26 protein-coding genes are annotated in these 25,243 nt (G+C 71.0%); 18 read left to right on the forward strand and 8 right to left on the reverse strand.

Annotation, left to right across the window (positions count from 1 at the left end; all coding sequences use genetic code 11):
- The first annotated feature begins 69 nt into the window (after positions 1-69).
- From MUY22_RS28400 to MUY22_RS28415, 4 genes are read left to right on the forward strand one after another with little or no spacing between them, the layout of a single operon-like run.
- Complete coding sequence (locus MUY22_RS28400) at positions 70-489, forward strand: roadblock/LC7 domain-containing protein (RefSeq protein WP_247049526.1); 420 nt, start codon at positions 70-72, stop codon at positions 487-489.
- A complete protein-coding gene (locus MUY22_RS28405; protein ID WP_247049528.1) occupies positions 486-845 on the forward strand; it encodes a DUF742 domain-containing protein in 360 nt (119 codons plus the stop codon). The genes MUY22_RS28400 and MUY22_RS28405 overlap by 4 nt, the downstream gene beginning before the upstream one ends.
- A complete protein-coding gene (locus tag MUY22_RS28410; RefSeq protein ID WP_247049530.1) occupies positions 826-1,434 on the forward strand; it encodes an ATP/GTP-binding protein in 609 nt (202 codons plus the stop codon). The genes MUY22_RS28405 and MUY22_RS28410 overlap by 20 nt, the downstream gene beginning before the upstream one ends.
- Entirely contained in the window at positions 1,431-2,690 is a 1,260-nt protein-coding gene (locus MUY22_RS28415) for a cytochrome P450 (protein ID WP_247049532.1), read from the forward strand. The genes MUY22_RS28410 and MUY22_RS28415 overlap by 4 nt, the downstream gene beginning before the upstream one ends.
- Positions 2,691-2,761: 71 nt before the next feature.
- Here the strand turns inward: MUY22_RS28415 and MUY22_RS28420 are convergent, their stop codons facing one another.
- The 3 genes from MUY22_RS28420 to MUY22_RS28430 form a co-directional block, all read right to left on the reverse strand.
- Positions 2,762-3,001, reverse strand: coding sequence for a hypothetical protein (locus MUY22_RS28420; protein ID WP_247049534.1), 240 nt, complete (start codon positions 2,999-3,001; stop codon positions 2,762-2,764).
- Positions 3,002-3,026: 25 nt separating this feature from the next.
- Complete coding sequence (locus MUY22_RS28425; RefSeq protein WP_247049536.1) at positions 3,027-4,241, reverse strand: cytochrome P450; 1,215 nt, start codon at positions 4,239-4,241, stop codon at positions 3,027-3,029.
- A gap of 73 nt (positions 4,242-4,314) precedes the next feature.
- Entirely contained in the window at positions 4,315-6,393 is a 2,079-nt protein-coding gene (locus MUY22_RS28430; protein WP_247049537.1) for a PQQ-dependent sugar dehydrogenase, read from the reverse strand.
- A gap of 172 nt (positions 6,394-6,565) precedes the next feature.
- Between MUY22_RS28430 and MUY22_RS28435 the strand changes: the two genes are divergently transcribed.
- The 7 genes from MUY22_RS28435 (at position 6,566) to MUY22_RS28460 (ending at position 13,408) form a co-directional block, all read left to right on the forward strand.
- Positions 6,566-9,379: a glycoside hydrolase family 2 TIM barrel-domain containing protein gene (locus MUY22_RS28435; RefSeq protein ID WP_247049539.1), complete on the forward strand. Its 2,814-nt coding sequence runs from the start codon at positions 6,566-6,568 to the stop codon at positions 9,377-9,379.
- Positions 9,380-9,440: 61 nt separating this feature from the next.
- Positions 9,441-9,617: a hypothetical protein gene (locus tag MUY22_RS28440; protein WP_247049541.1), complete on the forward strand. Its 177-nt coding sequence runs from the start codon at positions 9,441-9,443 to the stop codon at positions 9,615-9,617.
- A gap of 187 nt (positions 9,618-9,804) precedes the next feature.
- A complete protein-coding gene (locus MUY22_RS28445; protein WP_247049543.1) occupies positions 9,805-10,065 on the forward strand; it encodes a hypothetical protein in 261 nt (86 codons plus the stop codon).
- A gap of 176 nt (positions 10,066-10,241) precedes the next feature.
- Positions 10,242-10,364, forward strand: a complete 123-nt coding sequence (locus MUY22_RS49490) for a hypothetical protein (RefSeq protein ID WP_256474691.1) — start codon at positions 10,242-10,244, stop codon at positions 10,362-10,364.
- An 11-nt stretch (positions 10,365-10,375) separates the two neighbouring features.
- Positions 10,376-11,161 carry an AraC family transcriptional regulator gene (locus MUY22_RS28450; RefSeq protein WP_247049546.1) on the forward strand — a complete coding sequence of 262 codons (786 nt, stop codon included), beginning with the start codon at positions 10,376-10,378 and terminating at the stop codon, positions 11,159-11,161.
- 73 nt (positions 11,162-11,234) lie between these two features.
- The gene (locus MUY22_RS28455) at positions 11,235-12,389 is read left to right on the forward strand and encodes a 4-hydroxybenzoate 3-monooxygenase (RefSeq protein ID WP_247049548.1); all 1,155 of its coding nucleotides are present in this window, start codon (positions 11,235-11,237) and stop codon (positions 12,387-12,389) included.
- Positions 12,390-12,577: 188 nt separating this feature from the next.
- Positions 12,578-13,408, forward strand: coding sequence for an SAM-dependent methyltransferase (locus MUY22_RS28460; protein WP_247049551.1), 831 nt, complete (start codon positions 12,578-12,580; stop codon positions 13,406-13,408).
- Here the strand turns inward: MUY22_RS28460 and MUY22_RS28465 are convergent.
- Positions 13,405-14,319, reverse strand: coding sequence for an aminoglycoside phosphotransferase family protein (locus tag MUY22_RS28465; RefSeq protein ID WP_247049553.1), 915 nt, complete (start codon positions 14,317-14,319; stop codon positions 13,405-13,407). The genes MUY22_RS28460 and MUY22_RS28465 overlap by 4 nt on opposite strands.
- A gap of 66 nt (positions 14,320-14,385) precedes the next feature.
- Entirely contained in the window at positions 14,386-15,267 is an 882-nt protein-coding gene (locus MUY22_RS28470) for an SDR family oxidoreductase (protein ID WP_247049555.1), read from the reverse strand.
- Between the two features lie 86 nt (positions 15,268-15,353).
- On the opposite strand from MUY22_RS28470, the gene MUY22_RS28475 reads away from it, so the two are divergent.
- Positions 15,354-15,932, forward strand: coding sequence for a TetR/AcrR family transcriptional regulator (locus tag MUY22_RS28475; protein ID WP_247049557.1), 579 nt, complete (start codon positions 15,354-15,356; stop codon positions 15,930-15,932).
- A gap of 130 nt (positions 15,933-16,062) precedes the next feature.
- Positions 16,063-16,716: a VCBS repeat-containing protein gene (locus MUY22_RS28480; protein ID WP_247049559.1), complete on the forward strand. Its 654-nt coding sequence runs from the start codon at positions 16,063-16,065 to the stop codon at positions 16,714-16,716.
- Between the two features lie 22 nt (positions 16,717-16,738).
- Here the strand turns inward: MUY22_RS28480 and MUY22_RS28485 are convergent, their stop codons facing one another.
- Together MUY22_RS28485 and MUY22_RS28490 are read right to left on the reverse strand one after the other, a co-directional pair.
- Positions 16,739-17,206, reverse strand: coding sequence for a hypothetical protein (locus MUY22_RS28485; protein WP_247049561.1), 468 nt, complete (start codon positions 17,204-17,206; stop codon positions 16,739-16,741).
- A 106-nt stretch (positions 17,207-17,312) separates the two neighbouring features.
- Positions 17,313-18,044 (reverse strand): GAF and ANTAR domain-containing protein, encoded by a 732-nt coding sequence (locus MUY22_RS28490; protein WP_247049563.1) that lies wholly within the window; start codon positions 18,042-18,044, stop codon positions 17,313-17,315.
- A gap of 331 nt (positions 18,045-18,375) precedes the next feature.
- Between MUY22_RS28490 and MUY22_RS28495 the strand changes: the two genes are divergently transcribed.
- The 4 genes from MUY22_RS28495 (at position 18,376) to MUY22_RS28510 (ending at position 23,601) form a co-directional block, all read left to right on the forward strand.
- Positions 18,376-19,170 carry a SigB/SigF/SigG family RNA polymerase sigma factor gene (locus MUY22_RS28495; RefSeq protein ID WP_247064177.1) on the forward strand — a complete coding sequence of 265 codons (795 nt, stop codon included), beginning with the start codon at positions 18,376-18,378 and terminating at the stop codon, positions 19,168-19,170.
- A gap of 639 nt (positions 19,171-19,809) precedes the next feature.
- Positions 19,810-21,741 (forward strand): glycoside hydrolase family 55 protein, encoded by a 1,932-nt coding sequence (locus MUY22_RS28500; protein ID WP_247049565.1) that lies wholly within the window; start codon positions 19,810-19,812, stop codon positions 21,739-21,741.
- Between the two features lie 21 nt (positions 21,742-21,762).
- Positions 21,763-22,770, forward strand: a complete 1,008-nt coding sequence (locus MUY22_RS28505) for a right-handed parallel beta-helix repeat-containing protein (protein WP_247049567.1) — start codon at positions 21,763-21,765, stop codon at positions 22,768-22,770.
- Positions 22,771-22,893: 123 nt separating this feature from the next.
- Positions 22,894-23,601 (forward strand): GNAT family N-acetyltransferase, encoded by a 708-nt coding sequence (locus MUY22_RS28510; RefSeq protein WP_247049569.1) that lies wholly within the window; start codon positions 22,894-22,896, stop codon positions 23,599-23,601.
- Between the two features lie 4 nt (positions 23,602-23,605).
- Here MUY22_RS28510 and MUY22_RS28515 read toward each other — a convergent pair whose 3' ends face one another.
- The gene (locus tag MUY22_RS28515; RefSeq protein WP_247049571.1) at positions 23,606-24,442 is read right to left on the reverse strand and encodes an SAM-dependent methyltransferase; all 837 of its coding nucleotides are present in this window, start codon (positions 24,440-24,442) and stop codon (positions 23,606-23,608) included.
- Positions 24,443-24,580: 138 nt separating this feature from the next.
- On the opposite strand from MUY22_RS28515, the gene MUY22_RS28520 reads away from it, so the two are divergent.
- On the forward strand, positions 24,581-25,237 hold the full coding sequence (locus tag MUY22_RS28520) for a DUF5134 domain-containing protein (protein ID WP_247049573.1): 657 nt from the start codon (positions 24,581-24,583) through the stop codon (positions 25,235-25,237).
- Positions 25,238-25,243 lie beyond the last annotated feature (6 nt).

Genomic DNA, 25,243 nt, shown 5'->3' on the forward strand with positions numbered 1-25,243 from the left:
GCTCTCCCCGAACACCCGCACCCCGCCAGATTGGAGCGTGGGGACCCGCCAGCCCGGTCCCCGGATTCGATGACTGATTCGGACAAGAGCCTCGAATGGCTCCTCGAGAACCTCGTCGGCAACACGGCCGGCGCGTGTCACGCGCTCGTGTTGTCCCGTGACGGCCTGAAGCTCTGCCACACCCAGGGCCTCACCGTCGACCGCGCCGACCAGCTGGCCGCGATCGCCGCCGGCGTCCAGGCGCTGGCGCACGGCGCGTCGGTCGAGTTCGGCGACGGCACCGGTGGCGTGCGGAACTCGATGACCGAGTTCCACGGCGGGATCCTCTTCATCGTGGAGGCGGGTGTCGGCTCGCACCTGGCCGTGATCGCCACCGAGGACGCCGACGTGGGCCTGATCGGCCACAACATGGACGAGCTGGTGGAACAGATCGGCTCGGTCTTCACCGCCCCGCCGCGCTTCACGGCGGCTGACCACCCGGCTTCGTGACGCGTTCGGCGCTCGACGGGGAGGACCCGGACCGGCTCTACACGGTCACGGGCGGGCGCAGCAGCGCGGACGACATCGACCTCGATCTCGTCACGTTGATCGTCCGGGAGTCGCAGCCGTCGGCGGGCATGCAGTCCGAGCACGTCAGGATCCTCGAGATCGCGGCGAAGCCGACGTCCGTCGTCGAGCTGTCGTCCGATCTGGCGCTACCGGTGAGTGTGATCAAGATTCTGCTCGCGGACCTGCTGGCCACGGGCAAGGTGTCCGCCCGACATCCGTCGTCGGCCCAGGCCGCGGGACGGACCTCCGACTCGGAATTCCTCAAGAAGGTGCTCGTTGGACTCCGCAATCTCTGAACAAGACGAACGGCTGCCCCTGGCCGACACCGCGACCGACGGCCTGAAGATCGTCATCGTCGGCGGCTTCGGCGTCGGGAAGACGACCATGGTCCGGTCGGTCAGCGAGATCCGGCCGCTGAGCACCGAAGAGACGATGACGCAGGCCGGGATCGGCGTCGACCACACCCGCGGGGTGCAGGCCAAGACGACGACCACGGTGGCGTTCGACTTCGGCCGGATCAGCCTCGACGAGCAGCTGGTGCTCTACCTGTTCGGCGCGCCGGGGCAGGAACGGTTCTGGTTCCTCTGGGACAGCCTCTTCGCCGGCACCCTCGGCGCCGTCGTCCTGGTGGACGCCCGCCGGCTGGCCGAGTCCTGGTACGCGATCGACCGGCTGGAGCACCACGGGACGCCGTTCATCGTGGCGCGCAACAACTTCGGGCCGCCGAAGCACACCCTCGACGACGTCCGCGCCGCGCTCGACCTGCCCGACGAGGTGCCGCTCGTCGACTGCGACGCCCGCGACCGGGACTCGGCCAAGCAGGTGCTGATCTCGCTCGTCGACCACCTCTACACCCTGTCCACAGTCCGGGAGGGCGCATCGTGACCGGTTTCCAGACCAGCACCCCGGCGGACACGATCCCCGCGGCGGACCGCGTCCGGTTGTACGGGCCCGAGTTCCAGAAGGATCCCGCCGCGCTCTACGCCCGGATCCGGCGCCAGTACGGCGGTGTCGTCCCGGTCCTGCTCGACGGCGACATCCCGGCCTGGCTGCTGACCGGCTACCGCGAGATCCACCAAGTGTGCCAGGACTCGCAGCTGTTCGCCCGCGACAGCCGCCGCTGGAACCAGTGGGGCAACGTCCCCGACGACTGGCCGCTGCTGCCGTACGTGATGCACAACCCGTCGGTGATGTTCACCGAGGCCGCGGAGCACCGTCGGCGGGCGGGCGCGATCGGCGACGCGTTGTCGGCGGTCGACCAGTTCGACCTCAGCGCCCACTGCGAGCGCATCGCGGACCGGCTGATCGACGAGTTCGCGGGTTCCGGCGAAGCCGACCTGATCGCCCGGTTCGCCCAGCAGGCGCCGCTGCTCGCGATCGCGAAGATGTACGGCATGCCCGACTCGGAGGCGCCCGCGCTGGTGCGGGACGTCGCCCTGTCGCTGGACGTCGGCCCCGAGGCGCTGCCCGCGTACGGCCGGGTCCAGGAGGCGATGGCGCGCCTGGTGGCGGTGAAGCACCAGCAGCCGGGCGCGGACGTGCCCACGGCCATGATGCAGGACCCGGCGAACCTGACCGACGACGAGGTCGTCCAGGACCTGCTGGTGGTGACCGCGGCGGCCCAGCAGCCGACGGCCAACTGGATCGGCAACACCATCCGGCTGATGCTGACCGACAGCCGCTTCGCGATGACGCTGTCGGGCGGCCGGGGGAGTGTCGGCCAGGCCCTCAACGAGGTCCTGTGGCACGACACGCCCACGCAGAACTTCATCGGCCGCTTCGCCACGCGCGACACGGTGCTGAGCGGCGTCCGCGTCCGCCAGGGCGACCTGGTGGTCCTCGGCCTGGCGGCGGGCAACGCCGACCCGCACGCCCGCCCGGACGCGGCATCGGGCGCACTGGGCAACCACGCGCACATGTCCTTCGGCCACGGCGAGCACGGATGTCCTTACCCCGCACCGGAAGTGGCCGAGGTCATCGCCCGCACGACGGTCGAGGTACTGCTGGACCGCCTCCCGGACCTGGAACTGGCCGTCCCGGCCGAGCAACTGGTGTGGCGGCCGTCGGTGTGGATGCGCGGCCTGGAGAGCTTGCCGGTGGTCTTCACCCCGGTCCACGTCGCCGGCCCGGCGACGTGGTGACCCTGCCGTCGCTCCTGCTCGCAAGTCCGTGAAGGCCTCCTTACCGGCTCTTATGGCCGGTAAGGAGGCCTTCACGGACAACGGGGGTCGGCGGGCGGCGGGCTGGCTCGACTGGCCGCCGCCGGGGCGGTGCAGGCCTGGTCGAAGCCGTGCAGGTGCAGGAGCGCGCTCCCGGTCATCGGATCGGTGACGCGCTCCGGCTCGTCCTCCACCCACCGCACGGCCCAGGCGTGCGCGGCGGCCCTGGTGACGGCCCCGGAGATCAGCTCGGTCCAGGTGCGCGTCACCTGCTCGCGGTCGGGAACGGTCACCACCGCAGGCTAACCGGCCCGCGATCTACGCCGGGGTGAACGTCACCGGCACCGACGCCGGTCCCCGGGTGAAGACGCCTCGCTCGGCCGGTTCCGCGCCCTCGGCGAGCCGGACGTCCGGCATCGCGTCCAGCAGCTGGTTGACGCCCACCTCGATCTCCGTCTTCGCCAGCAGCGCACCGACGCAGAAGTGCCGGCCCAGTGCGAACGACAGGTGGCTCGCCGCCGCGGAAAACGCTGTCTCGGTCGGCAGGTCCGTGCGGAAGATGTCGAACGCGCCCGGGTTCGCGAAGCGGCGCGGGTCGCGGTTGGCGGCGCCGATCAGGCAGGTCACCGTGCTGCCGGCCGGGATCTTCTCGCCGCCGATCTCGACGTCTTCCGCGGGCTGGCGCATGATCATGTGCACCGGCGGGGTGTGGCGCAGGGTTTCGGCGAACGCCTTCGGGATCAGGTCGCGGTCCGCGCGCACGGCGTCGAGCTGCTCCGGGTGCTCCAGGAGGTTCCGGAACAGGCTGGCGATCGCCTTGTCCGTGGTCTCGCCGCCGGCGGCCAGCAGCAGGCTGCAGAACGCCTTGATGTCCTCGTCGCTCATCGTGGTGCCGTCGACTTCCGTGGCGCAGAGCGCGGAAAGCAGGTCGTCACCGGGGTTTTCGCGGCGGTCGCGGATGATCGGGATCATGTACGCGGCGAGCTCGTCGTGGGTCTCGAGGCCGGCCGCGGTGACGGCCTCGTCCTGGCTGAGGTTGCCGAGGAAGGCGATGATCGCGCTGTACCACCGCTGGAACCGGGCGTGGTCGCTCTGGTCCAGACCCAGCATGTCGACGATCACGTTGATCGGGAAGTGCCGCGCGTAGTCCGTCACGATGTCGGCCGAGCCGCGGCCGCGGAAGACGTCGATGAGCTGCGTCGAGTTGCGTTCGATCACCGGGCGGAACTTCTGCTCCAGCTCGTTGCCGCGGAACGCCGGCGCCACCAGGGCGCGCCGGATCGAGTGCTCCCGGCCGCTCATCTGCAGGATGGTCCGGCCGTGCACGGGTTCCAGCTGCCAGCCGTAGTTCTCGGTGGTGAACACGCCTTCCTTGAAGGCGCGCGACACGTCCTCGAAGCGCGAAATGACGTAACTCTGCATTCCCTCGTGCCAGATCACCGGCGAATGCTCGAGCATGACGTCGTAGGCGGCGTACGGATCGGCGGCGAACTCCGGAGACAGAAGGTCCGGCGCGTGCCCTGCTGAAGTCACGAGGCTCCTTTTCTCGACGGTCGGTCAGCAGGTTATCGGGGATAGTTGCCATTGCGAAAGAGTTCGGGCGGGGCTATTCACCCAAAACGACGTGGAAGATCTTCTCGTCGCTGTTGTCGGGAATACTGTCCTTGTCGCCGTTGTTCGTCGTCGTCAGCCACAGGCCGCCGCCGGGTGCGGGTTCCACCGTGCGCAACCGCCCGTACGTGCCGTTGAAGTATGCCTGGACGTTCGTCAGGTCGCTGCCGCTGATCACCTCGCGGTACATCCGGGTCCCGCGTTCGCAGGCGACGTAGAGCACGTCGCGGACGATGGCGATGCCGGAGCAGGAGCCGTCCGCCGTCGGGTACGTGCGCTTCGGCGCGATGAAGCCCGCGGTGCCGCACGTCCCGGAGGTGCCCTCGCACGCCGGCCAGCCGTAGTTGCCGCCCTTGGTGATCAGGTTGGTCTCGTCCATGATCGCGTTGCCGAACTCCTGCTCCCACAACCGGCCCTGGGAGTCGAACGCGAGCCCCTGCGGGTTGCGGTGGCCGTAGCTCCACACCTGGTTGCCGAACGGGTTGTCCGAGGGCACGCTGCCGTCCGGGTTGAAGCGCAGGACCTTGCCGTTGAGGCTGGTCTTGTTCTGCGCGTTGTCGCCGTTCTGGGCGTCGCCGGTGCTGGCGTAGAGCTTGCCGTCGGGGCCGAAGCGCAGCCGGCCGCCGTTGTGGAACTTGTTGCGCAGCAACCCGCTGAGCAGGACCTGCTCCGAACTGGTGGTGAGCTTGTCGTTCTCCAGCTTGATCCGCACGATCCGGTTGTCGGACGGCGACGTGTGCATGATGTAGAGCCAGTGGTCACTGGCGAACGTGGTCGCGACGGCCAGGCCGAGCAGGCCGCCTTCGCCGTCGGTGTTGTCGACGCCGGGGACGGTGCCCACGGTGGTCTTGGCCCCGGTGGCGGGGTTCAGGTGGACGATGTCGTGCGCGTCGCGCCGGGTGTAGAGGATCGTGCCGTCCGGCAGCGTCACCAGGCCCCACGGGATGTCGGTGTCGGTGGCGATCTGCGTCACGGTGCACACGGACGCGCCGCAAGCCGCGCCGGTGGTGACGGTCGTGGACGCGCTGGGCGCCGACACGTTCGCCTGGGCGTCCCGCGCGACGACGTAGTACGAGTAGCTCGTGTTCGCCGCCAGCCCGCTGTCGACGAAGGTGGTCGCGGGCGGCGCGGTGGCCGTCCCGGTGACGGTGCCGACCTTGGCGCCGCCGCGGTAGACGTCGTAGGCCCGGACGCCGATGTTGTCCGTGGCCGCGGTCCAGTTCAGGGTCACCGTCGTGCCGGACGCGGAACCGGTCAGCTTCGTGGGCGCGCTCGGCGCCTGGGTGTCCGGCTGGCACTGCGGCGGGGTGATCGGCACGGTGGTGCTGGCCTGCGAGACGTTGCCCGCGGCGTCGCGGGCGTTCACGTACAGGCCCCAGGTCACGCCGCCGACGACGGTGAGGCTGGTCGAGAGGGTGCTCCCGCTCACCGACTTCATCAGCTGGCCGTCGTGGTAGACGTCGTAGAACGCGACGCCCACGTTGTCGGTGGCCGCGTTCCACGAGAACGTCACGGCGTCGCAGACCAGGTCGCTCACCCGCGGGCTGCCCGGCACGCTCGGCGGCTGGGTGTCGGCGGCCAGCGACGTCCGCCACTTCTGGTTGCCGCCGTTGTTGCAGGTCCACAGCCCGACCAGGGTGCTGTTCGCGGTGCCCGCCGCGGTGACGTCCAGGCAGAGGCCCGACTGCACGCCGGTGATCGTGCCGTCGGTGCCGATCCGCCACTTCTGGTTGGCGCCGCCGTTGCAGGTGTAGATCTGCGCGTCGGCCGGGGAGGTGGTGCTCGCGCCGGCGACGTCGAGGCACATCGTGCCGTCGTAGACCCGCAGCTCGCCCGCCGAGGTGAACGTCCAGCCCTGGTTGGCCTGCCCGTTGCAGTCGTAGATGTTGACGCGCGTCTTCGCCGCGGTGCTGTTGCCGACGACGTCCAGGCAGCGCCCGGAGGCCACGCCGACCACGGTCGAGCCGGTGGCCGCGGTCGCGGTGGTGGCGGTGGGCGCGACCACCGCGGCGGCGGCGATCACCGCGGTCAGGACACCGAGGCGCAGTCGCCTGCGGACGTTCGAGGAGAACATTCTCCTACCTTTCACGGGGGATCGGCCGGAGACCGCGGGGAGGGTGCGGAGTGCCGCACCACTGTCGTGCGCCCGCGACCGGACGTCAAGACTTGTCCGGCGGCTTGTCCGCTTGGTCGGTGGTTACCGTTGTACGGTGTGTCATATATCAGATCGGACTTCGGGAGGCCTGGTGGAACTCAGCCGTCGCCGCGCGCTGGCGATCAGCGCGGCCGGTGTGGCCGCCGCGGGACTGCCGACGTCCGGAGCCGCGTCGGCGACCGGAACCGGCGCGGCGCTCGCGGGCCCGGTGACCGAGACGATGCTGCTGACCGGCAGCGACGCCGACCACACCGTCGACTGGGACTTCCAGGTCACGGCCGGCCGGCGCGCGGGGGAGCAGGCCACGATCCCGACGCCGTCCAACTGGGAGTGCCACGGCTTCGGCAGCTACCACTACGGCGGAGACCTCGTCCCGGCGGAGAAGGGCCACTACCGGCACTCGTTCACGCCGCCGGCGTCCTGGGCCGGGCGCCGGATCTTCCTGGTGTTCGAGGCCGCCATGACCGACGCCGACGTGCGGGTCAACGGCGTCTCGGCGGGACCGGTGCACCAGGGCGGCTTCTACCGCTTCCGCTACGACGTGACGGCCCTGCTGCGGCTCGGCGAGCCGAACCTGCTCGAGGTGACCGTCAGCAAGGAGTCGGCCGACAACTCGGTGAACGACGCCGAGCGCCGCGGTGACTTCTGGAACTTCGGCGGGCTCTTCCGGCCGGTGTCGCTGCAGGCCTACCCGGCCGCGCGGATCGATCGCGTCGCGATCGACGCCCGCGCCGACGGGACTTTCACCGCCCAGGTCACGCTCGCCGGGGTGAGCGCGGCGGGCCGGGTGTCGGCCCAGCTGCGCCGGCTCGACGGCACGGCCGTCGGCGGCGCCTTTTCGGTCGCCGTGGCGAGCGGCGCGACCGGCGCGTCGCTGACCACCGCCGCGGCCCAGCCGGCACTGTGGACGGCCGAGACACCGAACCTGCACCAGGTCGAGCTGACGCTCGCGAGTTCCGCCGGGGTGCCGTGGCACAGCACCGTCGAGCGCTTCGGGTTCCGCACGATCGAGGTCCGCGCCGGCGACGGCGTCTACGTCAACGGGAAGCGGATCGTCCTCAAAGGAGCGAACCGGCACACCTTCTGGCCGACGTCCGGCCGTGCGTCGAGTCCCCGGCTCGCCCGGCTGGACATCGGGCTGATGAAGGACATGAACATGAACGCCGTCCGGATGTCGCACTACCCGCCGGACGCGTACTTCCTCGACCTCTGCGACGAGCTCGGCCTCTACGTCCTGGACGAGCTGACCGGCTGGCAGCACCACTACGACGAGGGCGTCGGCGCGCCGCTGGTCGCGGCCCTGGTGCGGCGCGACGTCAACCACCCGTCGATCCTGTTCTGGGACAACGGGAACGAGGGTGGCTGGAACACCGCGCTGGACGACGACTTCGGCCAGTACGACCCGCAGCGGCGGGCGGTGCTGCACCCGTGGACGACCTTCAGCGGCGTCGACACCAGCCACTACCAGACCTACAGCAGCACCGCGACCAAGGCCGCCGGCACCACGGTCTTCATGCCGACCGAGTTCCTGCACGGGCTCTACGACGGCGGCGCCGGCGCCGGGCTGAACGACTACTGGAAGCTCATGGGCGGCGCCCAGCGCTCGGCGGGCGGGTTCATCTGGGCGCTCGTCGACGAAAGCGTCGCGCGCGACGACCGCGGCGGCGCCCTCGACACCAACGGCAGCCGGGCCCCCGACGGCATCCTCGGCCCGTACCGCGAGAAGGAAGGCAGCTTCTTCACGATCAAGGACATCTGGTCGCCGGTCCAGCTGGCCAGTCCCGGCTACTACGACACGGTGTTCCCGGCGTCGTTCGACAAGACCGTGAAGCTCGTCAACCGGTACGACTTCACGAACCTCCGGACGTGCCGGTTCGGCTGGCAGCTGCTCGCGTTCCCCGCGCCCGGCGCGGGCCCCGGTCATCAGGTGCTCGCCCAGGGCCAGGCCGGCGCACCGGACGTCGCCCCGGGCGCCACCGGCGCGGTGACGCTCGGCCTGCCCGCCGACTGGACCGGCGCCGACGCGCTGCGGCTGAGCGTGACCGACGCGACCGGCCGCGACGTCGCCGGCTGGACGTGGCGGATCCGCAAGGCGCCGGACTTCGCCGCGCGCCTGGTCAAGCCGGCGACCACCGGCAGTGTCACCGCGGCCGAGACCGCCACCGACGTCACGCTCGTCGCCGGCGCCACCCGGGTCACCGTCGGCAAATCCAGCGGCCGGCTCACCGGCGTGCGCCGCGGCAGCGCACCGGTGTCGCTCGGCAACGGTCCCGCCCCGGCCGGCGGGACGGCCGCGCTGACCGCGTTCAGCCACTTCCGCGACGGCACCGGGTGGGTCGTCCAAGCCGACTACACCGGCGACCTGACGTCGGTGCGCTGGCGGCTGGACGCCAACGGCTGGCTGCGGCTGGAGTACCGCTACCGCGCCACCGGCGACCACGACCACCTCGGCGTGAACTTCGACTACCCCGAGGGATGCGTCCGAGGCCTCACCTGGCTCGGCGACGGGCCCTACCGCGTCTACAAGAACCGGCTGCGCGGCGTTCAGCCCGACGTCTGGAGCAAGCCGTACAACAACACCGCGACCGGGGCGAGCGGGTTCGGCTACCCGGAGTTCACGGGCTACCACGCCCGGACCTGCTGGGCGGTGCTCGATACCACCGAAGGCGCGGTCACGGTGGTCGCCGCGGACGAGGGCCTCTTCCTGCGGCTGTTCACCCCGGCGGTGGGACCCGACCCGCAGAACGCGGTCGTCACCTACCCGGCCGGCAACCTCTCCCTGCTCGACGGCATCGCGCCGATCGGCAACAAGTTCCACGGCGTCGCGTCGCTGGGCCCGGAGAGCCGCCCGAACGCGGGCGCCGGCGACTACCACCGGACGGTGTACTTCCGCTTCGACGCGTGATCGCCGCAGGTCCGAGGGCCGGCCGCCGGATAACGCGGCGGATTCCGGGTACTCCGCCGCCATGACGAACGATGGCGAAGACCGCGGGCGGCTGCCCGCCGAAGACGAGAACCAGACCGAAGAGCGGACCTTGGACCGCGGCCTCGCGCCGCCCTCGGTGGAGCCCGAGATCACCTCGACCCACCCGCTCGACCGCGGGCTCGCCCCGCCGGACGAGGAAGCGCCCGGCGAAAAGTGAAAAAGTTTTTGACTTAGAGAGAACAAGACGGTTTCTTCACTCATTCGACTGAATCGATGATTGCGCTGAGTCAAAAACAGAAAAATCTGTAACTCTCTTGTCGGGCAGATCGACTGTTCGGGGGTCAGACGACTGCGATCCGTGACGCCGAGGGGCGCGTGGATCGCCGACGGGAGGCCGAGAATCGATGGGTGTACCTGGGCAGGCGCAGTCGATCGCGCGCGACCACGCTCCCCGCCGGCCGCGGATCCGGGCGGGTGACCGGAATCGCTGGCTGCTGCTTTCCCTGGTCACGTTCGCGGTGGTCCCGGCCGACGACGACGGCAGCGCCTGGGCGATGGTCGCGACACTGGCCGCCGTGGGGTTGCTGGCCGCGGCTCGCCGGACGCTGCGTCGAGCCGCGGCGAAGGTCGACGCCGCGCTGACGGACGAACTCGACCCCCGATGAGGAAGAATCGCGCCGGAAATGCCCCCAGGCGCGATTCCCGGTGACAGATCCCCCCGAAATGTGACACCCGGCGAGGACGTCACTCCCTGAAAGCCGTGAAGGCCTCCTTCCCGGCTCTTACAGCCGGGAAGGAGGCCTTCACGGCCCACCGGCCCGCTCCGGTGGCGGCGTCCGCGGTGAAGGTGGCCCCGCACGTCTCGGGCGGTGCGGTGGACCTGGCGCTGTGCACTGTGGACGGTCAGGAGCCGCCGATGGGCACGGAGGTCAACCTTCGCGGCTACCCCCTGGACCGGCGGTAAACTGACGTCCGATGCCGGAAACCCGCCAAGCCCCGAAGCCGCCTGCGAAGCCGGGAGAGCCGACGCCACGCGGTGGCGGCTGGCTTCCGCACGGCTACCACCTCGACGCGCACTCCCACCCCGACGGCCAGCTCGTGTACGCCGCCGCCGGTGCGCTGGCCACCACGACCGAGCGGGGGACGTGGGTGGCGCCGGCCAGCCGGGTGACGTGGACGCCGCCGGGGTTCGCGCACTCCCACCGTTTCTACGGCCGGACCGACGCCCGGCTCGTCGCCATCCCGGCCGCGGAGTGCGGCGGGCTCGTGGCGCACCCCAGCGTGTTCGCCGTGAGCCCGCTGCTGCGGGAGGTCCTCCTGACGCTGACCGGCCCGGCCGGGCGGACGCCCGAGGCCGAGAAGCGGCTGCGCGCGGTGGTGCTCGACGAGCTCGGCGAGCCGCCCGAGCAGTCCCTGCACCTGCCCGAGCCGCGTGACGACCGGCTGCGCGTCGTCACCGATCTCCTGCGCACCGATCCCGGCCGGACCGCGACGCTGGCCGAGCTGGGCCGCGCCGCGGGGGCGAGCGAGCGCACGCTCAGCCGGCTGTTCCACGCCGACCTCGGCATGGGCTTCCACCGCTGGCGCACCATCCTGCGCATCCACCACGCCCTGGCCCACCTCACGGGCGGGCAGTCGGTCACCGACACCGCGATCGCGTGCGGCTGGTCCAACCCCTCGACGTTCATCGAGGCGTTCACCGCCGTCGTCGGCCAGACGCCGGGCCGCTACCAGGCCGGCCTCCAGGAGCACGGCGTCTGAGGTTGGCGGGTTTCCGGTACTGGCTGACCGGATACCGGTGGTCGGCCCGCGCGTCCGGGGCCACGGTGGTGCCATGACCAACACCGAAGAGCACACCACCGTGGCGATCGTGGGCGGCGGAGTCGCCGGGCTCGCCCTCGGGAACTTCCTGCTGCGCAGCGGAATCGGCTGCGTGATCCTGGAGAAGCACAGCCGTGAGCACGTCGAGCACCGGCAGCGGGCCGGGTCCCTCGACGCGCAAGGGGTGCGCGTGCTGCGGGAATGGGGTCTGGACGAGGTCGTCGAGGGCAGCACGAGCCACGAATCGTCCGACGCGGGGATGCCGCTGCTGATCGACGGGGAAACGCGCTGGTGGAAGAGGGATGACCTCGACGACGACGCCGACGGCGCGTTCTGCCCCCAGCAGGTCCTCGTCCGGAACCTCATCCGGGTGTTCCTGCGCGACGGCGGCGACCTGCGCTTCGAGGCCGAAGACGTTGCGCTGGAAGACATCGGCACCGAGTCGCCCCGGGTGCGCTACCGGGACGCGTCGGGTGCGGCGAAGGTGCTCGGCTGCGACGTCGTCGCCGGAGCCGACGGCTACCACGGCGTCAGCCGGACGGCCGTGCCCGCCGACGTCCTCACCTGCCACACCCACGAGTTCGGGTACGCCTGGCTGACGGTGCTGACCGAGGTGCCGGCGGATCCGCCGGCCGTGCTGGCGGTGCACTCGCGCGGTTTCGCCGCGCGGATCACCCGCGGCCCGCGCGCGAGCCGCGTCTACCTGCAGTGCCCGCTCACCGACACCGCCGGCGACTGGCCGGACGAGCGCGTCTGGACCGAACTGGGCACCCGGTTCGGGGAACCCGTGGCGGTCCGCGGGCCGATCACGAGCAAGCAGGTCGTGCCGCTGCGCGGGGTGGTGTTCAGCCCCATGCGCTACGGCCGGCTCCACCTCCTCGGGGACGCCGCGCACCTCATTTCCCCGATGAGCGCGGAAGGGATGAGCCTCGCCCTGCACGACGCCGAGGTGCTCGCCCGCGCCGTCGTGCAGCAGATCGAGAAGGACGATCCGAGCCTGCTCGACCGCTATTCCGAAACCTGTCTCGATCACACGTGGGCGCGGCAGACGGCCGCGGTCCGGATGACCGAGACGATGCACGATTCCGGGGACGCGTCCTACGAGGGGGAGTTCCGCAAGCGGATCGCCCGCGAGAACCTGGAAAGCATGGTGGAGCCGGTGCGGTGACCGGCTGTGGCCGGTCGCGTTACCTGAACGGCCGCATCGCCCGACCGCTCGGCGGGCGGTGACCCACAGCCAGTGGTTCACCGCCTGCTACGGACCATGCTTTCGTGTAGCCCCCGATGTGGTCACAGGAGTTACCAAAGTGGTTAAACTGCCAGCCCAGGTGAATGTGGTCCCGATCCGGAGGTGGCGTGACTCTCGCAGTCGACCCGGATGTGTGGTCAGGTTATTGGTGGGACCAGGACGTCGCGTCACCGGCCCGCATTCGTGACGCGGCCCTGCGCGGCCACGACAACTACGCCACCGATCGCGCCGCGTTGCGCGACCTGGACGAGACCGCGCCGGGTTTCACCGACCTGCTGCGCGCGGCCCGGGCGTGGCACGTGCGGGTCGTCCGCCACCTCGCCACCCGCGGCGTCGACCAGTTCCTGGACCTGGCCGCGGGATTGCCGACCGCGCAGGACAACACGCACCAGACCGCGCAGCGGGCGAACCCCGACGCGAAGGTGATCTACACCGACACCGACAGCCTCGTGCTCAGCTACGAACGCGCGCTGCTCGACGACAACGACAACACCGCGGTGGTGCGCGCCGACCACCTGGAGCCGTGGCACCTGCTGGGCCACGAGACGGTCAGCACGGCGTTCGACCTCACCCGCCCGGTCGCCGTACTGCTGACCACGGGCGTCCAGCACGAGCCGGACGACGCCCGTCTGGCCGCGGCCCTGGCCGGCTACCGAGCACTGCTGCCACCGGGATCGGTGCTGGCCCTGAGCTGCTGGGCGGAACCCACCGGGGCGGGCGTCACCCCGCGCGCGATCGAACGCACGTGGGAGTCCCGCTGCCACCGGCCGGTCCGCTGCCGCACCGAAACGGGTGTGGAGCGCCTGTTCACCGGCTTCGACCTGCTGGACCCGGGCTTGGTACGCCTGCAGGACTGGTGGCCCGACGGCCCGTCCTTGCGCGCCCCCCGCCCAGCACAACGGCTCGCTGTCGGCGGTGTCGGGATGAAGCGGTCCTAGGGCTGGTACTCGGCAACGATCTCGCCCAAGACGTGACGTGCGTTCACGGCTTCGCGGTCGTCGCGGCCCCAGGTCTGGGCGCACGTCACGAGCGTCTTCCACAGTGCCCAGCCGCGGCCGCGCGCCCACTCGGCGTCGTCGAGCGATAGCCGCTCGCGGAACGACCGGCGGCCGTCGGCGGTCAGCAGGGTCCACGCGATGGCCACGTCGCAGGCCGGGTCGCCGGCGCCGCAGGTGCCGAAGTCGATGACCGCCGCCAGCTTTCCGTTTCGCAGCAAGAGGTTCCCCGGGGCGACGTCGCCGTGGAACCAGGTCTCCGCGCCGTCCCAGTGTGCGGCCAGCGCGGTCTGCCAGATCTCGCCGGCCAGGTCGACGTCGACGTGGCCGGCCAGCTTCGTGAGCGCGCGCCGGGCCGACTCGTCGTAGGTGCGCAGGGTGCCGCCCCGGAACCAGTTGTGCTTGCCCGGCCGCGGCGCGTCCGTGGTGTCGACGCTCCGCAACGCCACCAGGAAATCGGCGAGGTCGGCCGCGAACCGGACGGGGGCGGCGATCCGGTCCGCGCTCGCGGGCTCGCCGTCGAGCCACGGGTATATCGACCACGGGAACGGATAGCCCGCGCCGGGTCGGCCTTCCGCCAGCGGCACGGGGATGGGTAGCGGCAGCCGCGGCGCGAGCACCGGCAGCCAGCGCTGTTCCTTGGCGACCGCCAAGGCGTACTCGGCCGCGCTGGGCAGCCGCACCGACAGCGTGTCGCCGAGGTGGAAGGTCCGGTTGTCCCAGCCGCCGTCCGCCACGGGCCGGATCGGCAGACCGGCCCACCGCGGGAATTGCTCGGCGACGAGCCGGCGGACCTGGTCGGCGTCGACGGTCACGCGCTGGGGCACGGGACCGAGCGTGGGTGTGGTGCTCACCCGGTCATCATGATCGGTGAGGTACCGGCAGCGGGACCCAATTATCCGGTCCCGCTGCCGGTCCGGTCAGGCCTGGATGTTCTCCAGGTCCTCGAGCAGGCTCGGGTGCTTCGGCTCCCAGCCGAGCGCTTCCCGGGTGTGGACGCTCGACGAGGGCTGGTCGGCCGCGAAGATCGGGCCCAGCGGGCCGAAGGTCTCCTCGGCCACCGATTCGACCGGCAGGCCCAGGCGCCGGCCGATGATCGCGGCGATGTCGCGGACCGCGTCGCCCTCGTCGGCGACGGCGTGCCAGGCGGTCCCGGCCGGGGCCTGCTCCAGGGCCAGCCGGAACAGGACGGCCGCGTCCAGGGCGTGCACCGCCGGCCAGCGCTGGGCGCCGTCGCCCGGGTAGCCGGACACGCCGGTCTGCCGCGCGATCCGGGTCAGCAGGCCGGCGAAACCGCCGTCACCCTCGTTGTGGACGGTGCGCGGCAGCCGCACGGCCGAGCTGCGGACCCCGCGCGAGGCCAGCTCCAGGGCGGCCGTGACGGCGCGGCCGCGGCCGCCGACCGGCCCGTCGGTCGGCGCCGGGTCGGCCTCGGTGGAGAGACGGCCGGACACCCACGGCGTCCCCGAGACCGTGACGAACGGGCGGTCGGTACCGACGAGCGCCTCGCCCAGGGCCGCGATGGCGGCGCTCTCCTCGGCGACCGACTGCGCGACGGCTTCGGCGCTGCTGAAGTCGTTGCTGAAGGCCAGGTGGATCACCCCGTCGGCTCGCTCGGCCCCGGCGCGGAGGACGTCCAGGTCGGCGATGCTGCCCCGCACCGCCTCGGCGCCGGCCTTCTCCACGACCAGTGCGGACGCGTCGGAGCGGGCGAGCACCGACACGGTGTGGCCGTGGCCGAGCAGCTCCGCGACGACGGCGGAGCCGACCAGCCCGGTGCCGCCGGTGACAAAGACATGCATGGAGACTCTCCAGAAAGTGATGGGACTAGTGTCTCATCACACTACCAGAGTGATGCGACACTAGTCCCATCACCTATGATCGCCCCATGGCACGATGGGAACCGGGGGCGCGTGAACGGCTCGTCCTGGCTGCCGTCGACCTCTTCACCGAGCAGGGGTACGACGCCACCACGGTCGCGCAGATCGCCGAGCAGGCCGGGGTCACGAGAAGCACATTCTTCCGCTACTTCCCGGACAAGCGCGACCTGCTGGTGGCCGGGCAGGAGGCGCTGAGCCGGCTGCTGGCCGAGGGGATCACCGAAGCGCCGCCGGGGGCCACGCCGCTCGAAGCGGTCGCGGCCGGCCTCGAACGCGCGGCGAGCACGATGGGCCCGATGAACCGCGAGCTCGGCCCCCGGCTGAAGGCGGCCGTCGCCGCCAGCGCCGAGCTGCAGGAGCGGGACGCCCTCAAGAGCGTCGGTCTCGCGGCCGCCATGACGTCGGCGCTCGTCGCCCGCGGGGTGCCCGACCCGATCGCCCACCTCGCGGCCGAGCTGGGCGTCCTCGCCTTCAAGCGGGCCTACGCCGAGTGGTCCGACGCCGACCGCGAGATCGCGGGCGAGTTCGCGCCGTACGTCCTGGCCGCCCTGGACGAGCTGCGTGCGGCGAGCGCGTCCCTGGGCTGACCTGGCCTTCGAGTCGAGGTTGCGTTCGTGTGGCACATCGCACCCGCGGTGCACGCGACGGCTCCGTGACCGTCTTCCTTCATGAGAGCACTTCCGGTGAAAAGATCACCGGAAGACGGAGGGAGATCTCATGAACCGCACCGGACTCGTCCGCACCGCCACCGTCGCCGGCCTCGCCGCGGCCCTGGGTTTCGCCGCCGCCGCACCCGCCATGGCCGCCGGCCCGGCCCCGGTCACCACCGTCGCCGACCTGGACGGCAACGGGGAGATCGAGACCGTGACCGCGCAGCTGACCGGCGACAACGACCAGCTGATCTCGGCCACGGTGAACGGCACGTACACGTCGATCCACCTGCCGGCCGACAGCCGGTTCGGCGTCGAGGCGCCGCGGGTGACCGACCTCAACGGTGACGGCCGGGCCGAGCTCGTCGTCACGCAGTCCATCGGCGCCAACACGACGTTCTACTCCGTGCTGCACTACGACGGCCGCAACCTGAGCCAGGTCGTCGGCGCCGACGACCAGCCGTTCTCGGTCGCCGAAGGCGGCGGCGTCGCCGCGCACCTCGGCTACCAGTGCACGCCCCTGGAAGGCGGCCGCGCGTTCACGACCGTCGCCGCCGAGAACGACGACGTCAGCCGCCCCGTGGATCAGATGACGTACTCGGGCACCCGCACCGTCTACACGCTGCGCGACGGCGCGCTGAGCGTCCACGAGAAGACGCCGTTCACCGCTCGTCCCGCGAAGGACCCGGTGCTCGCCACGGATTCCGGCAGCTGCGCCTGACCTTCGGCGACGTCGGGAGGTGTCACCCGGCGCGGGCGTGCTTCACGCGCGCGATGTAGGTGTTGGACGCCGGGAGGTACGACAACACCAGGGCGAGCACCGACACCGCGGTGCTGACGTAGTTCACCGCGGTGCCCGACGTCGCCACCAGGGACGCGACCTGCAGCAGTGTGACGATCGTCAGCACGATGCGGGCCCGGTTCCGGCCGGCCTTGAGCCGGAAGCTCAGGAACAGGTACAGCACCGCGAGCACGACCAGCACCCCGATCCCCACCGCCTGCCCGAAGGTCGCCGACCGCTGGATCTGGTCTTCGGTCAGGTGCGCCGAGGACGAGCCGGCGCTCGCGGTGCGCAGCGCCTGCGCCAGCTCGTCCCGGTAGCCGAGCAGCAGCCCGGCGCCGACCAGCGCGGAGATCGTCGACACGAGGTAGCCGAAGAACGCGGCGACCAGCGTGCCCGGGGGAGTGGGGTGGTCCGTTCGGATGTCCATGAGCCGAAAGTAGGCAGGCCGCCGGGCCGCCGCCGTGCGGGAAGCGGAAGTCCGTACCGGGGCACGAGAAGCGGGCCGGCTTCCTCATACCCCGGTAGGAGAGGCGTCAGGCCCGGATGTCCTTGTCCGAAACCGTGGTGACGAACCGGTGTGCGACGTCGCGCAGTTTGACGTTGGTCTGCTGCGACTGGCGCACGAGCCGCCGCATGGCGTCGTCGGCGTCGATGCGGTGGATCGCCATCAGCATGCCCTTGGCCTGTTCGATCACCGCGCGTGACCGCATGGCGGTGGTGAGGTTCTCGCACTCCGTCAAGGCCACGCGGTAGCGGCGGACGGTGCGCAGCCCGAACGCGACGAGCGTGGTGTAGACGCTCAGCATGTGCGATTCGGCTTCGGCGAAGCCGTGGTCGCCGAAGCCGAAGAGGTTCAGCGCGCCGTCGAGCGTCTCGTCGACGCGCAGCGGCGCGGCGAGGTAACTGCCGACGCCGAGCGCGGTGGCGTGCTCGGTGAACTCCGGCCATTCCCGCGTCGCCGTGGACAGCGACACGCGCACGATGTGCCCGGTCTCGGCGGCTTGCAGGCACGGGCCGTCGCCGGCTTCGTACTGGTGCCGGTCGATGTCCACGGCGCGCTGGTCCGAATGCGCGGCGGTCTCCGGTTCGCCGTGGTGGATGGCGGTGATGCTGGCCATGTCGGCGTCGGGGAACGCGTTGACCGCTTCGGTGACGATGGTGTCGAGGACGCTCTGCTCGCCGTCTTCGGACTCGAGCGCGCGGGTGAGGGCCGAGGCCGACGCGGCCAGTTCGTCGAGCTGGCCGGTGAGTTCCGTGTCCGCCATTCCGGTCTCCGTTCGCCACTGCTGCGTACGTGGGGCCGAGTCGCGGCCGCCACCACAACCGCTGTGGTTTCAACGGATCAGCAAGGATCCTAGCGGGTCGGCGCGCGGGGTGCGGCCGGCGTTCGCCGGCCGGCGGTCAGGCCGTCCACAATGGACCAAATGGCCTACCGGCGGAGACGGTTCGTAACCGCAGTGTCACGATGACGTCCGTCACCGCGGAACGAGGTTTGCCCCGCCGTGGCGGGGGTATCAGCAGCCCGACGAACAGGAGATCGCCTTGACGACCGTCACGCCGGTCGCGGGCCGCACCGAGCAGGACGTCGCCGTCCCGGTGCCGGTCACGCAGGACCACCCGCGATCCCGCGAGCGCAAGCGGGACGACTACTCCCACTGTGCGCCGCTGTTCGCCGAGCTGGCGGCCCTGCCCGAGGGCCACGCCGGCCGGGCGCGGCTGCGTGAGCGGCTGATCATCGAGTTCCTCCCGCTCGCCGACCACATCGCGACCCGGTTCAGCGGCCGGGGCCAGCCCCGCGACGACCTGGTCCAGGTGGCCCGGCTCGGGGTGATGAAAGCGGTGGACCGGTTCGATCCCACGCACGGAGCGGACTTCCTGTCCTTCGCGGTCCCGACCGTCATGGGCGAGGTCCGCCGGCACTTCCGCGACACCGGCTGGGCGCTGCGCGTCCCGCGCGGCCTGCAGGAGCTGCAAGGCCGGCTGTCCCGCGGCACCACGGAGCTCGCCCAGCACCTGGGTCGCGCCCCGACGCCCAGCGAGCTCGCCGGCCACCTGGGCATCGACGTCGAGACCGTCCGCGACGGCCTCCTCGCGGCGAACTGCTACGAGACGTCGTCGCTGGACCAGCCGCTCAACAACGGCGAGGGCAGCAGCTCCCTGGCCGAGGTGATGGGCGAGCCGGACGCCGGGATCGGGTTCGTCGAGGACCACCACACCCTCGTCCCGCTGCTGAAGAAGCTGCCGGCGCGGGAGCAGGCGATCGTCCGGATGCGCTTCTTCGAAGGCCTGTCGCAGTCGCAGATCGCCGCCCGCGTCGGCGTGTCCCAGATGCAGGTGTCGCGCTTGCTGGCCAAGACGTTGCACCAGCTGCGAGACCAGCTCGACGGCTAGGGTCACCAGGGTCGCGGTCCGGAACGCCGGCGCGTACCCGCCCGTGCCGTCGAAGAACGACGTGCCGTCGAAGGTGGCCGACCCGGGACGCCCGCGGGCCGGGTTCCGCCGCCGACGCCGTGGGGGAAGCGCCAGGCGATGCCCAGGTAACCCCTCGAAGTCGGCGCCCTCGCCGAACGTGGCGTCGCCGGAGATGCGGAGCCCGGTGGGATCCCGCAGCGGGGGCGCGCCGTCGGCGTACTGCAGCGCGACGGCGACCGCGCGCTCGTCGGGAAAGCCCTGGTGGAAGCGAAGATCGGCTTGCACTGAGTGGCCGGTGGGACACCCTTTGTTAGGAAAGTATCTTTACTAGAGCGGCCCGGCGTTGTACGGTTCGGGGCAACGCCGCCTTCATGCAGTCCTGGTGAGAACCAGTCAGCTACGGAGGAGCCTTGCCCAGACCAGCGATCGGCCCGGCGGTCACCGCCCGGCCGGCAGCCCCGTCGTCTGCCGCGTACCCGACGTCCCCGGAGACGGTTCCCGCCGTCCCGCCGGCGTTCCCCAGGAGGCCGGCGCGCGGGATTCCCGTCACCGCCTGAGTTCCGCGTCTCCACGAGGGCCCGTGCCCTGTCCCGTGCACCACTCGATCGGAGGGTTCCTTTGTCACGCAAGAAAACAGTCGCGTGCATCGCCGCCGCCGCGTTCATCGCGGCCGGCGTCAACGCGGTGTCGCCGTCGATCGCCACCGCGGTCCCGCCCGGACCCGGCGCGCTCACCACCCTGGACACCTCGGCCGGCAACCGGGCGGCCCCCGTGGCCGGGCTGTACGACTGGAGCAAGGCCGGCTACCGCGGCGGGCAGAACCTGCCCGGCGCCGGCGCCGTCAACCCCAGCGCGAGCTGCAAGATCACCGCGGCCCAGCTCGCTTCGACGTACAAGGTCAAGCCGGACGACGGCGTCGACGACACCGCCGGTATCCAGGCCGCCATCGACAAGATCCACACGTCGTGCACGCCCTCGGCGAGCTACGACAAGCTGAGCCTGATCACCTTCCCGGCCGGCACGCTGAACGTCACGCACGAGATCCACGTCGACGCCAGCTACCTGATCCTGCGCGGCGCCGGCACGGACTCGACGAAGTTCGTCTACACCCCGGACAAGAACACCGAGTACGACGTGCTCACGCCGGACGGGGACCAGTGGGACCAGGGCAACATGGGCTACGAAGACGGCTCCGGCGGCTGGCTGTGGCCGGGCCGCGGCCTCTTCCGCGTGCAGTCGCGGGGCGTCGACCCCAGCTACGCCAGCGAGTACAAGGCCGCGCCGGCCAACCGCAAGGACATCTTCGAGGGCACGGTCAACGTGCACTGGAAGGCGGGCGCGAAGCTGCGTGAGAAGCCGGGTGACAAGGGCTTCGCGGCGCGGGCCGGGGACAAGACCGTCTACCTGGCCACCAGCGCCAAGACCACGAACATGAAGGTCGGCGGCTTCATCAACATGCGGGCCGCGAACTCGATCAACTTCTACAAGTCGATGAACGCGTACCCGACGACGTGGCCGCTGGAGAACCTCCACATGCGCCAGCAGTGGTTCACCATCACCGCGATCGACACCAAGAACCACACCGTGTCCATCGACAAGCCGCTCGAGTACGACATGCCGGTCGACTCCACTTCGGACGGTTCCGCGGCGATCGACGGCAGCGTCTACGCCTCCAAGGCGTCGCCGATCCCGGACCCGATCGTCGGCGTCGGCTTCGAGAACTTCACCTTCGGTCAGTCGGCCCCGGCCGGCATCACCGAAGCGCAGGCCAAGGACAACTACGGCAACCTGGCGCCGTCGCTGGCCATGCAGGGCATCGTGTTCAAGTGGGCCGCCGACTCCTGGGTCACCGGCATCCACTCGACGATGACCGGGTCGCACCCGATCGTGACCGAGGAGGCCAAGAACCTCCAGATCGTGAACAACGAGCTCGACGGCTCGTGGAACAAGGGCAAGGGCGGCAACGGCTACTTCCGCGGCTCCCGCGTCTGGGACTCGCTCTACGCCGGCAACACCACCCGCGACCTGCGGCACTTCACCTTCCAGTGGTCGGCCTCGGGCAACGTCGTGATCGGCAACGACATCGACTCGGACTTCAACATCCACGGCGGCTACGAGCGCAACAACCTGTTCGAGAACAACACCAACCGGGTGTCCTACGCCCACCGCTCGGGCAATTGCACCGCGCACTGCGGTGACGAGGGCGGTGACGCGCCGGACGACTCGAGCTGGTTCCCGATCTACTGGTCGACCGGGCAGAAGGCGGTCAAGTGGTCCGGTTCGTCGGGCCCCCGCAACGTCTTCTTCAACAACACGATGACCAAGCAGATCACCGCGGGCGCGGCGTACACGCCGTACTACGCCGACCACACCAAGATCTACCAGTTCGGCTGGGACGGCACCCAGTTCCACCACCTCGACGCCGGCGGCCAGCCGATCGTCGACTGGGCGCACAACGAGCAGCGGGACTACACGAACGGGCACGGTGTCGACGACACGAAGACGAGCACCGCGAAGTCCCTGTTCCTCAAGAGCATCCCGGCGAGCTGACCGTCCGGAAAGGACCATTCGATGATCAAGACACTGGCGGCGCTGAGCCTGGTCGGACAGCTCGTGCACCCCGCGGCGACGACCATCACCGTCACCACCGCGACCCAGCTGTCCGCGGCGCTGTCCGCGGCCAAGCCGGGCGACACGATCGCGCTGGCGGACGGCGACTACAGCGGCGCGTTCGTGGCGACGAAGCCGGGCACGGCGTCCGCGCCGATCACCCTGACCGGCAGCGCGAAGGCCGTGCTGCACGACCCGCTGTTCAACCCCGGTGACACCGACTGCCCGTCCGGCCAGACCGGCTACGGCCTGTGGCTGCAGGGCGCGAGCTACTGGAACATCAAGGGAATCTCGGTCACGAACTCGAAGAAGGGCATCGTCCTCGACGGCGCGACCCACGTCACGATCGACGGCGTGAGCGTGCACGACATCGGCTACGAGGGTGTGCACTTCCGCAAGAGCAGCGCGTACGGCATGATCAAGAATTCGACCGTCTACAACACCGGCAAGGAAGAGCCCGGTTACGGCGAGGGCGTCTACCTGGGTTCGGCGAACAGCAACTGGGAGTGCTACGGCACCGGCGGCGGCGAGAACCCTGACGCGGGCGACTACATCCAGGTGCTGGACAACAAGATCGGCCCCGGCGTCGCGGCCGAGGGCATCGACATCAAGGAGGGCACCCACGACGGCCTGATCTCCGGCAACACCCTGGACGGCACGGGGGAGAAGAACCAGAACTCCGGCGACTCCACGATCGACGTCAAGGGCGACGAGTACACGATCACCGGCAACAAGGTGACTCACCCGTACCTGGACGGCTTCCAGGTGCACAACGTCTGGGAGAACGCGGGCTGCGGCAACACGTTCAGCAAGAATACGTTCACGCTGACGAACGCGTCGGGCTACGGCATCAACGCGACGAACCAGAGTGACTGCGTCTCACAGAAGAAGCCGAACGTGATCGGCGCGTCGAACACGTCCACGGGCGGCAAGGGGGTGTCCAAGACCCCGGTGACCCCGGGAACCTGACGGCCGTTCGACGCCGTTCTCCTCCGGGTCGTGCTCGGAGGAGAACGGCGTCAGCCGCTCGGTCCTTCGCGCGTGACGGGGCCGGGTCGGATGATCGCCCGGTCGGCGGGGCATGCTGGAGGCGTGTCGAGCGAAGTGGGGGACGCGGAGCGGGCGCTGCACCGCCGGATGGGGCTGGCCTGTGCGGCGGCGACCGCGGCCGGGCTGCCCGGGCGGTTCCGGGTGTGGGAGGACGGCGGGCTGCTGGCCGTGCTGGCCACCGACCCCGCGCTGGGGTTCCTGTCGACGGTCTCCGGGGTCACGCCGGAGACGCTGCCCGCGCTCGACGTCCTGCTCGCCGGCTGGGAGCCCACCGTGCTCACGACCGGTGACGAGGTGCCCGAAGGGCTGGTGCGGGCGGAGGACCGCCTCCTGGCCGTGCGACGGCTCGGGGAGCCGCCCGAAGCCGACCCGGGAGTCACCGAAGGCGACGACGTCGTCGACGTCCTGCTCGCCGGGTACGAGGTCACCGGCGTGGTCGCCGCGTTCGTCGCCGCCGAGCACCGGGTGCCGGCGATGCGGCGGTTCCTGCTGGTCGAGGGCGGGACGCCGATCGCCGCCGCGGGGATGACCGTGCACGGCGACGTCGCGGTGCTCGGGGGTGCGGCCACCCTGCCGGCGCACCGGGGGCGCGGCGCCCAGTCGCGGTTGCTGCGGCACCGGCTGCGGGTGGCGGCCGACGCGGGCTGTGTGCTGGCCGTCGCGACGGCGCGTGCCGGGTCGGTGAGCGCCGCCAACCTCGGCCGGGCGGGGTTCCGCCGCTACCGGCGTTCGGCCTGGACGAAACCCTGATCGGTCACGGCTTGCGGGCGAGGCCGCCGGCGATGATGCGGTGCGCGACCGTGACCGGCTTGATGCGCGGGCCGTCGGGCCACCACTGGTAGAGCGGCACGATGCCCGGGTCGATCAGCTCCAGGCCGTCGAACAGCTCGGCGATCTCCTCGTGGGTGCGCCAGGTCGCGCCGCCCAACGAGCCGCGGGCCACGACGTCGGACAGCTGGCGCGCCGCGTCGCTGTCCGCGGGTTCCTGCGGGTCGAGCAGGTGCGAGATGAGCACGTGCGACCCCGGTGGCAGGGCGTCGATGTACTCGCGCATGACGTCGGCCGGCGCGTGGCGGTCGCCCTTGTGGTGGTGCAGGGTGGCGACCTGCGACAACACGATCGGCCGAGTCCAGTCCAGGTGAGCGCGCACGACCTCGTGGTCCAGGATGCTGCGAGGGTCGAAGATGTCGCCTTCGACGTAGCGGGTCAGCTCGTTGTCCTCGAGCAGCGCCCGGCCGTGCGCGGTGACCACCGGGTCGTTGTCGACGTAGACGACCTTGGACAGCCGGTCGAACCGCTGCGCGACCTGGTGGACGTTCTCCGCGGTCGGCAGCCCGGAGCCGCAGTCGAGGAACTGCGTGATCCCGGTCTGGTGCGCCAGGAACCGGATCGCCCGGATGAGGAACAGCCGGTTCTCGCGGGCCACCTCGACGACGTCCGGCATCGACGCCGCCAGCTGGTCGGCGGTCTTGCGGTCGATCTCGTAGTTGTCCTTGCCGCCCAGCAGGTAGTTGTAGACCCGCGCGACGCTGGCCCGGTCCGGGTCGACGCCGACCGGGGTGTTCGGGGAACCGGCATCGTCCGACGGCATTTCCGGGCGCCTCCTGTCCGCGGGGAGAAACTCCCACCCACCGTAACCATCCGGGTGGGCCGGGGTGACGCCGGGCCACCGGGAACTTTTCGCCCCCGCCGTCCGACCTATGCGCGGATCTCCTCGAAAGGTGGTGCGATGACAGCCTCGTTCGCGCTGCGGCTGGCGCTCGGCGTCGTGTTCCTCCTGCTCGCCGCGTACTACGCCGGGCGGTGGGTGCTCTCCCGCCGTGACGGGCCCGCCGCCGGGTGGGGTGACGGCCCGGCCCACGCGTCGCACCTCGTGCTGTGCGCGGGGATGGCCGTCACGGTCGTGCCGGCGATGGACCCGCTCCCCGCGCCGGTGTGGATCGCGCTGTTCGGCGGCGTCACGGTGTGGTTCACCGCGCGCATCCTGCGCCGGCGGGCCCCGGCGGGGGAGCTGCACCACGTCGTCGGCGGCGCGGCGATGCTGTACATGGTCGTCGCGATGCCCGAACTGCCGCCGATGTTCGGCATCCCGGCCGCCCACGACATGTCCGGCATGGCCGGGATGGACATGGCGGGGATGCACGAGATGGCCGGCATGCCCGGCATGACCGCCGTGGCGGGGGCCGGCACGGGCCTCGCGGTGCCGATCATCGCGTGGGTGCTGGCCGGGTACTTCGCGGCGCACACGGTCCGGCTCGGTGCGACCCTGGCCGGCGCGCCCGGCGCCGGGGCGACGGCCGAGCGGAACCGGTCACCGCGGCTGCTGGGCGCCTGCCGGATCCTCACCAGCGTCGGGATGGGCTGCCTGCTCGTCGCGATGGCCTAGTCCTGC

The sequence above is a fragment of the Amycolatopsis sp. WQ 127309 genome (assembly GCF_023023025.1).
Lineage (GTDB): Bacteria > Actinomycetota > Actinomycetes > Mycobacteriales > Pseudonocardiaceae > Amycolatopsis.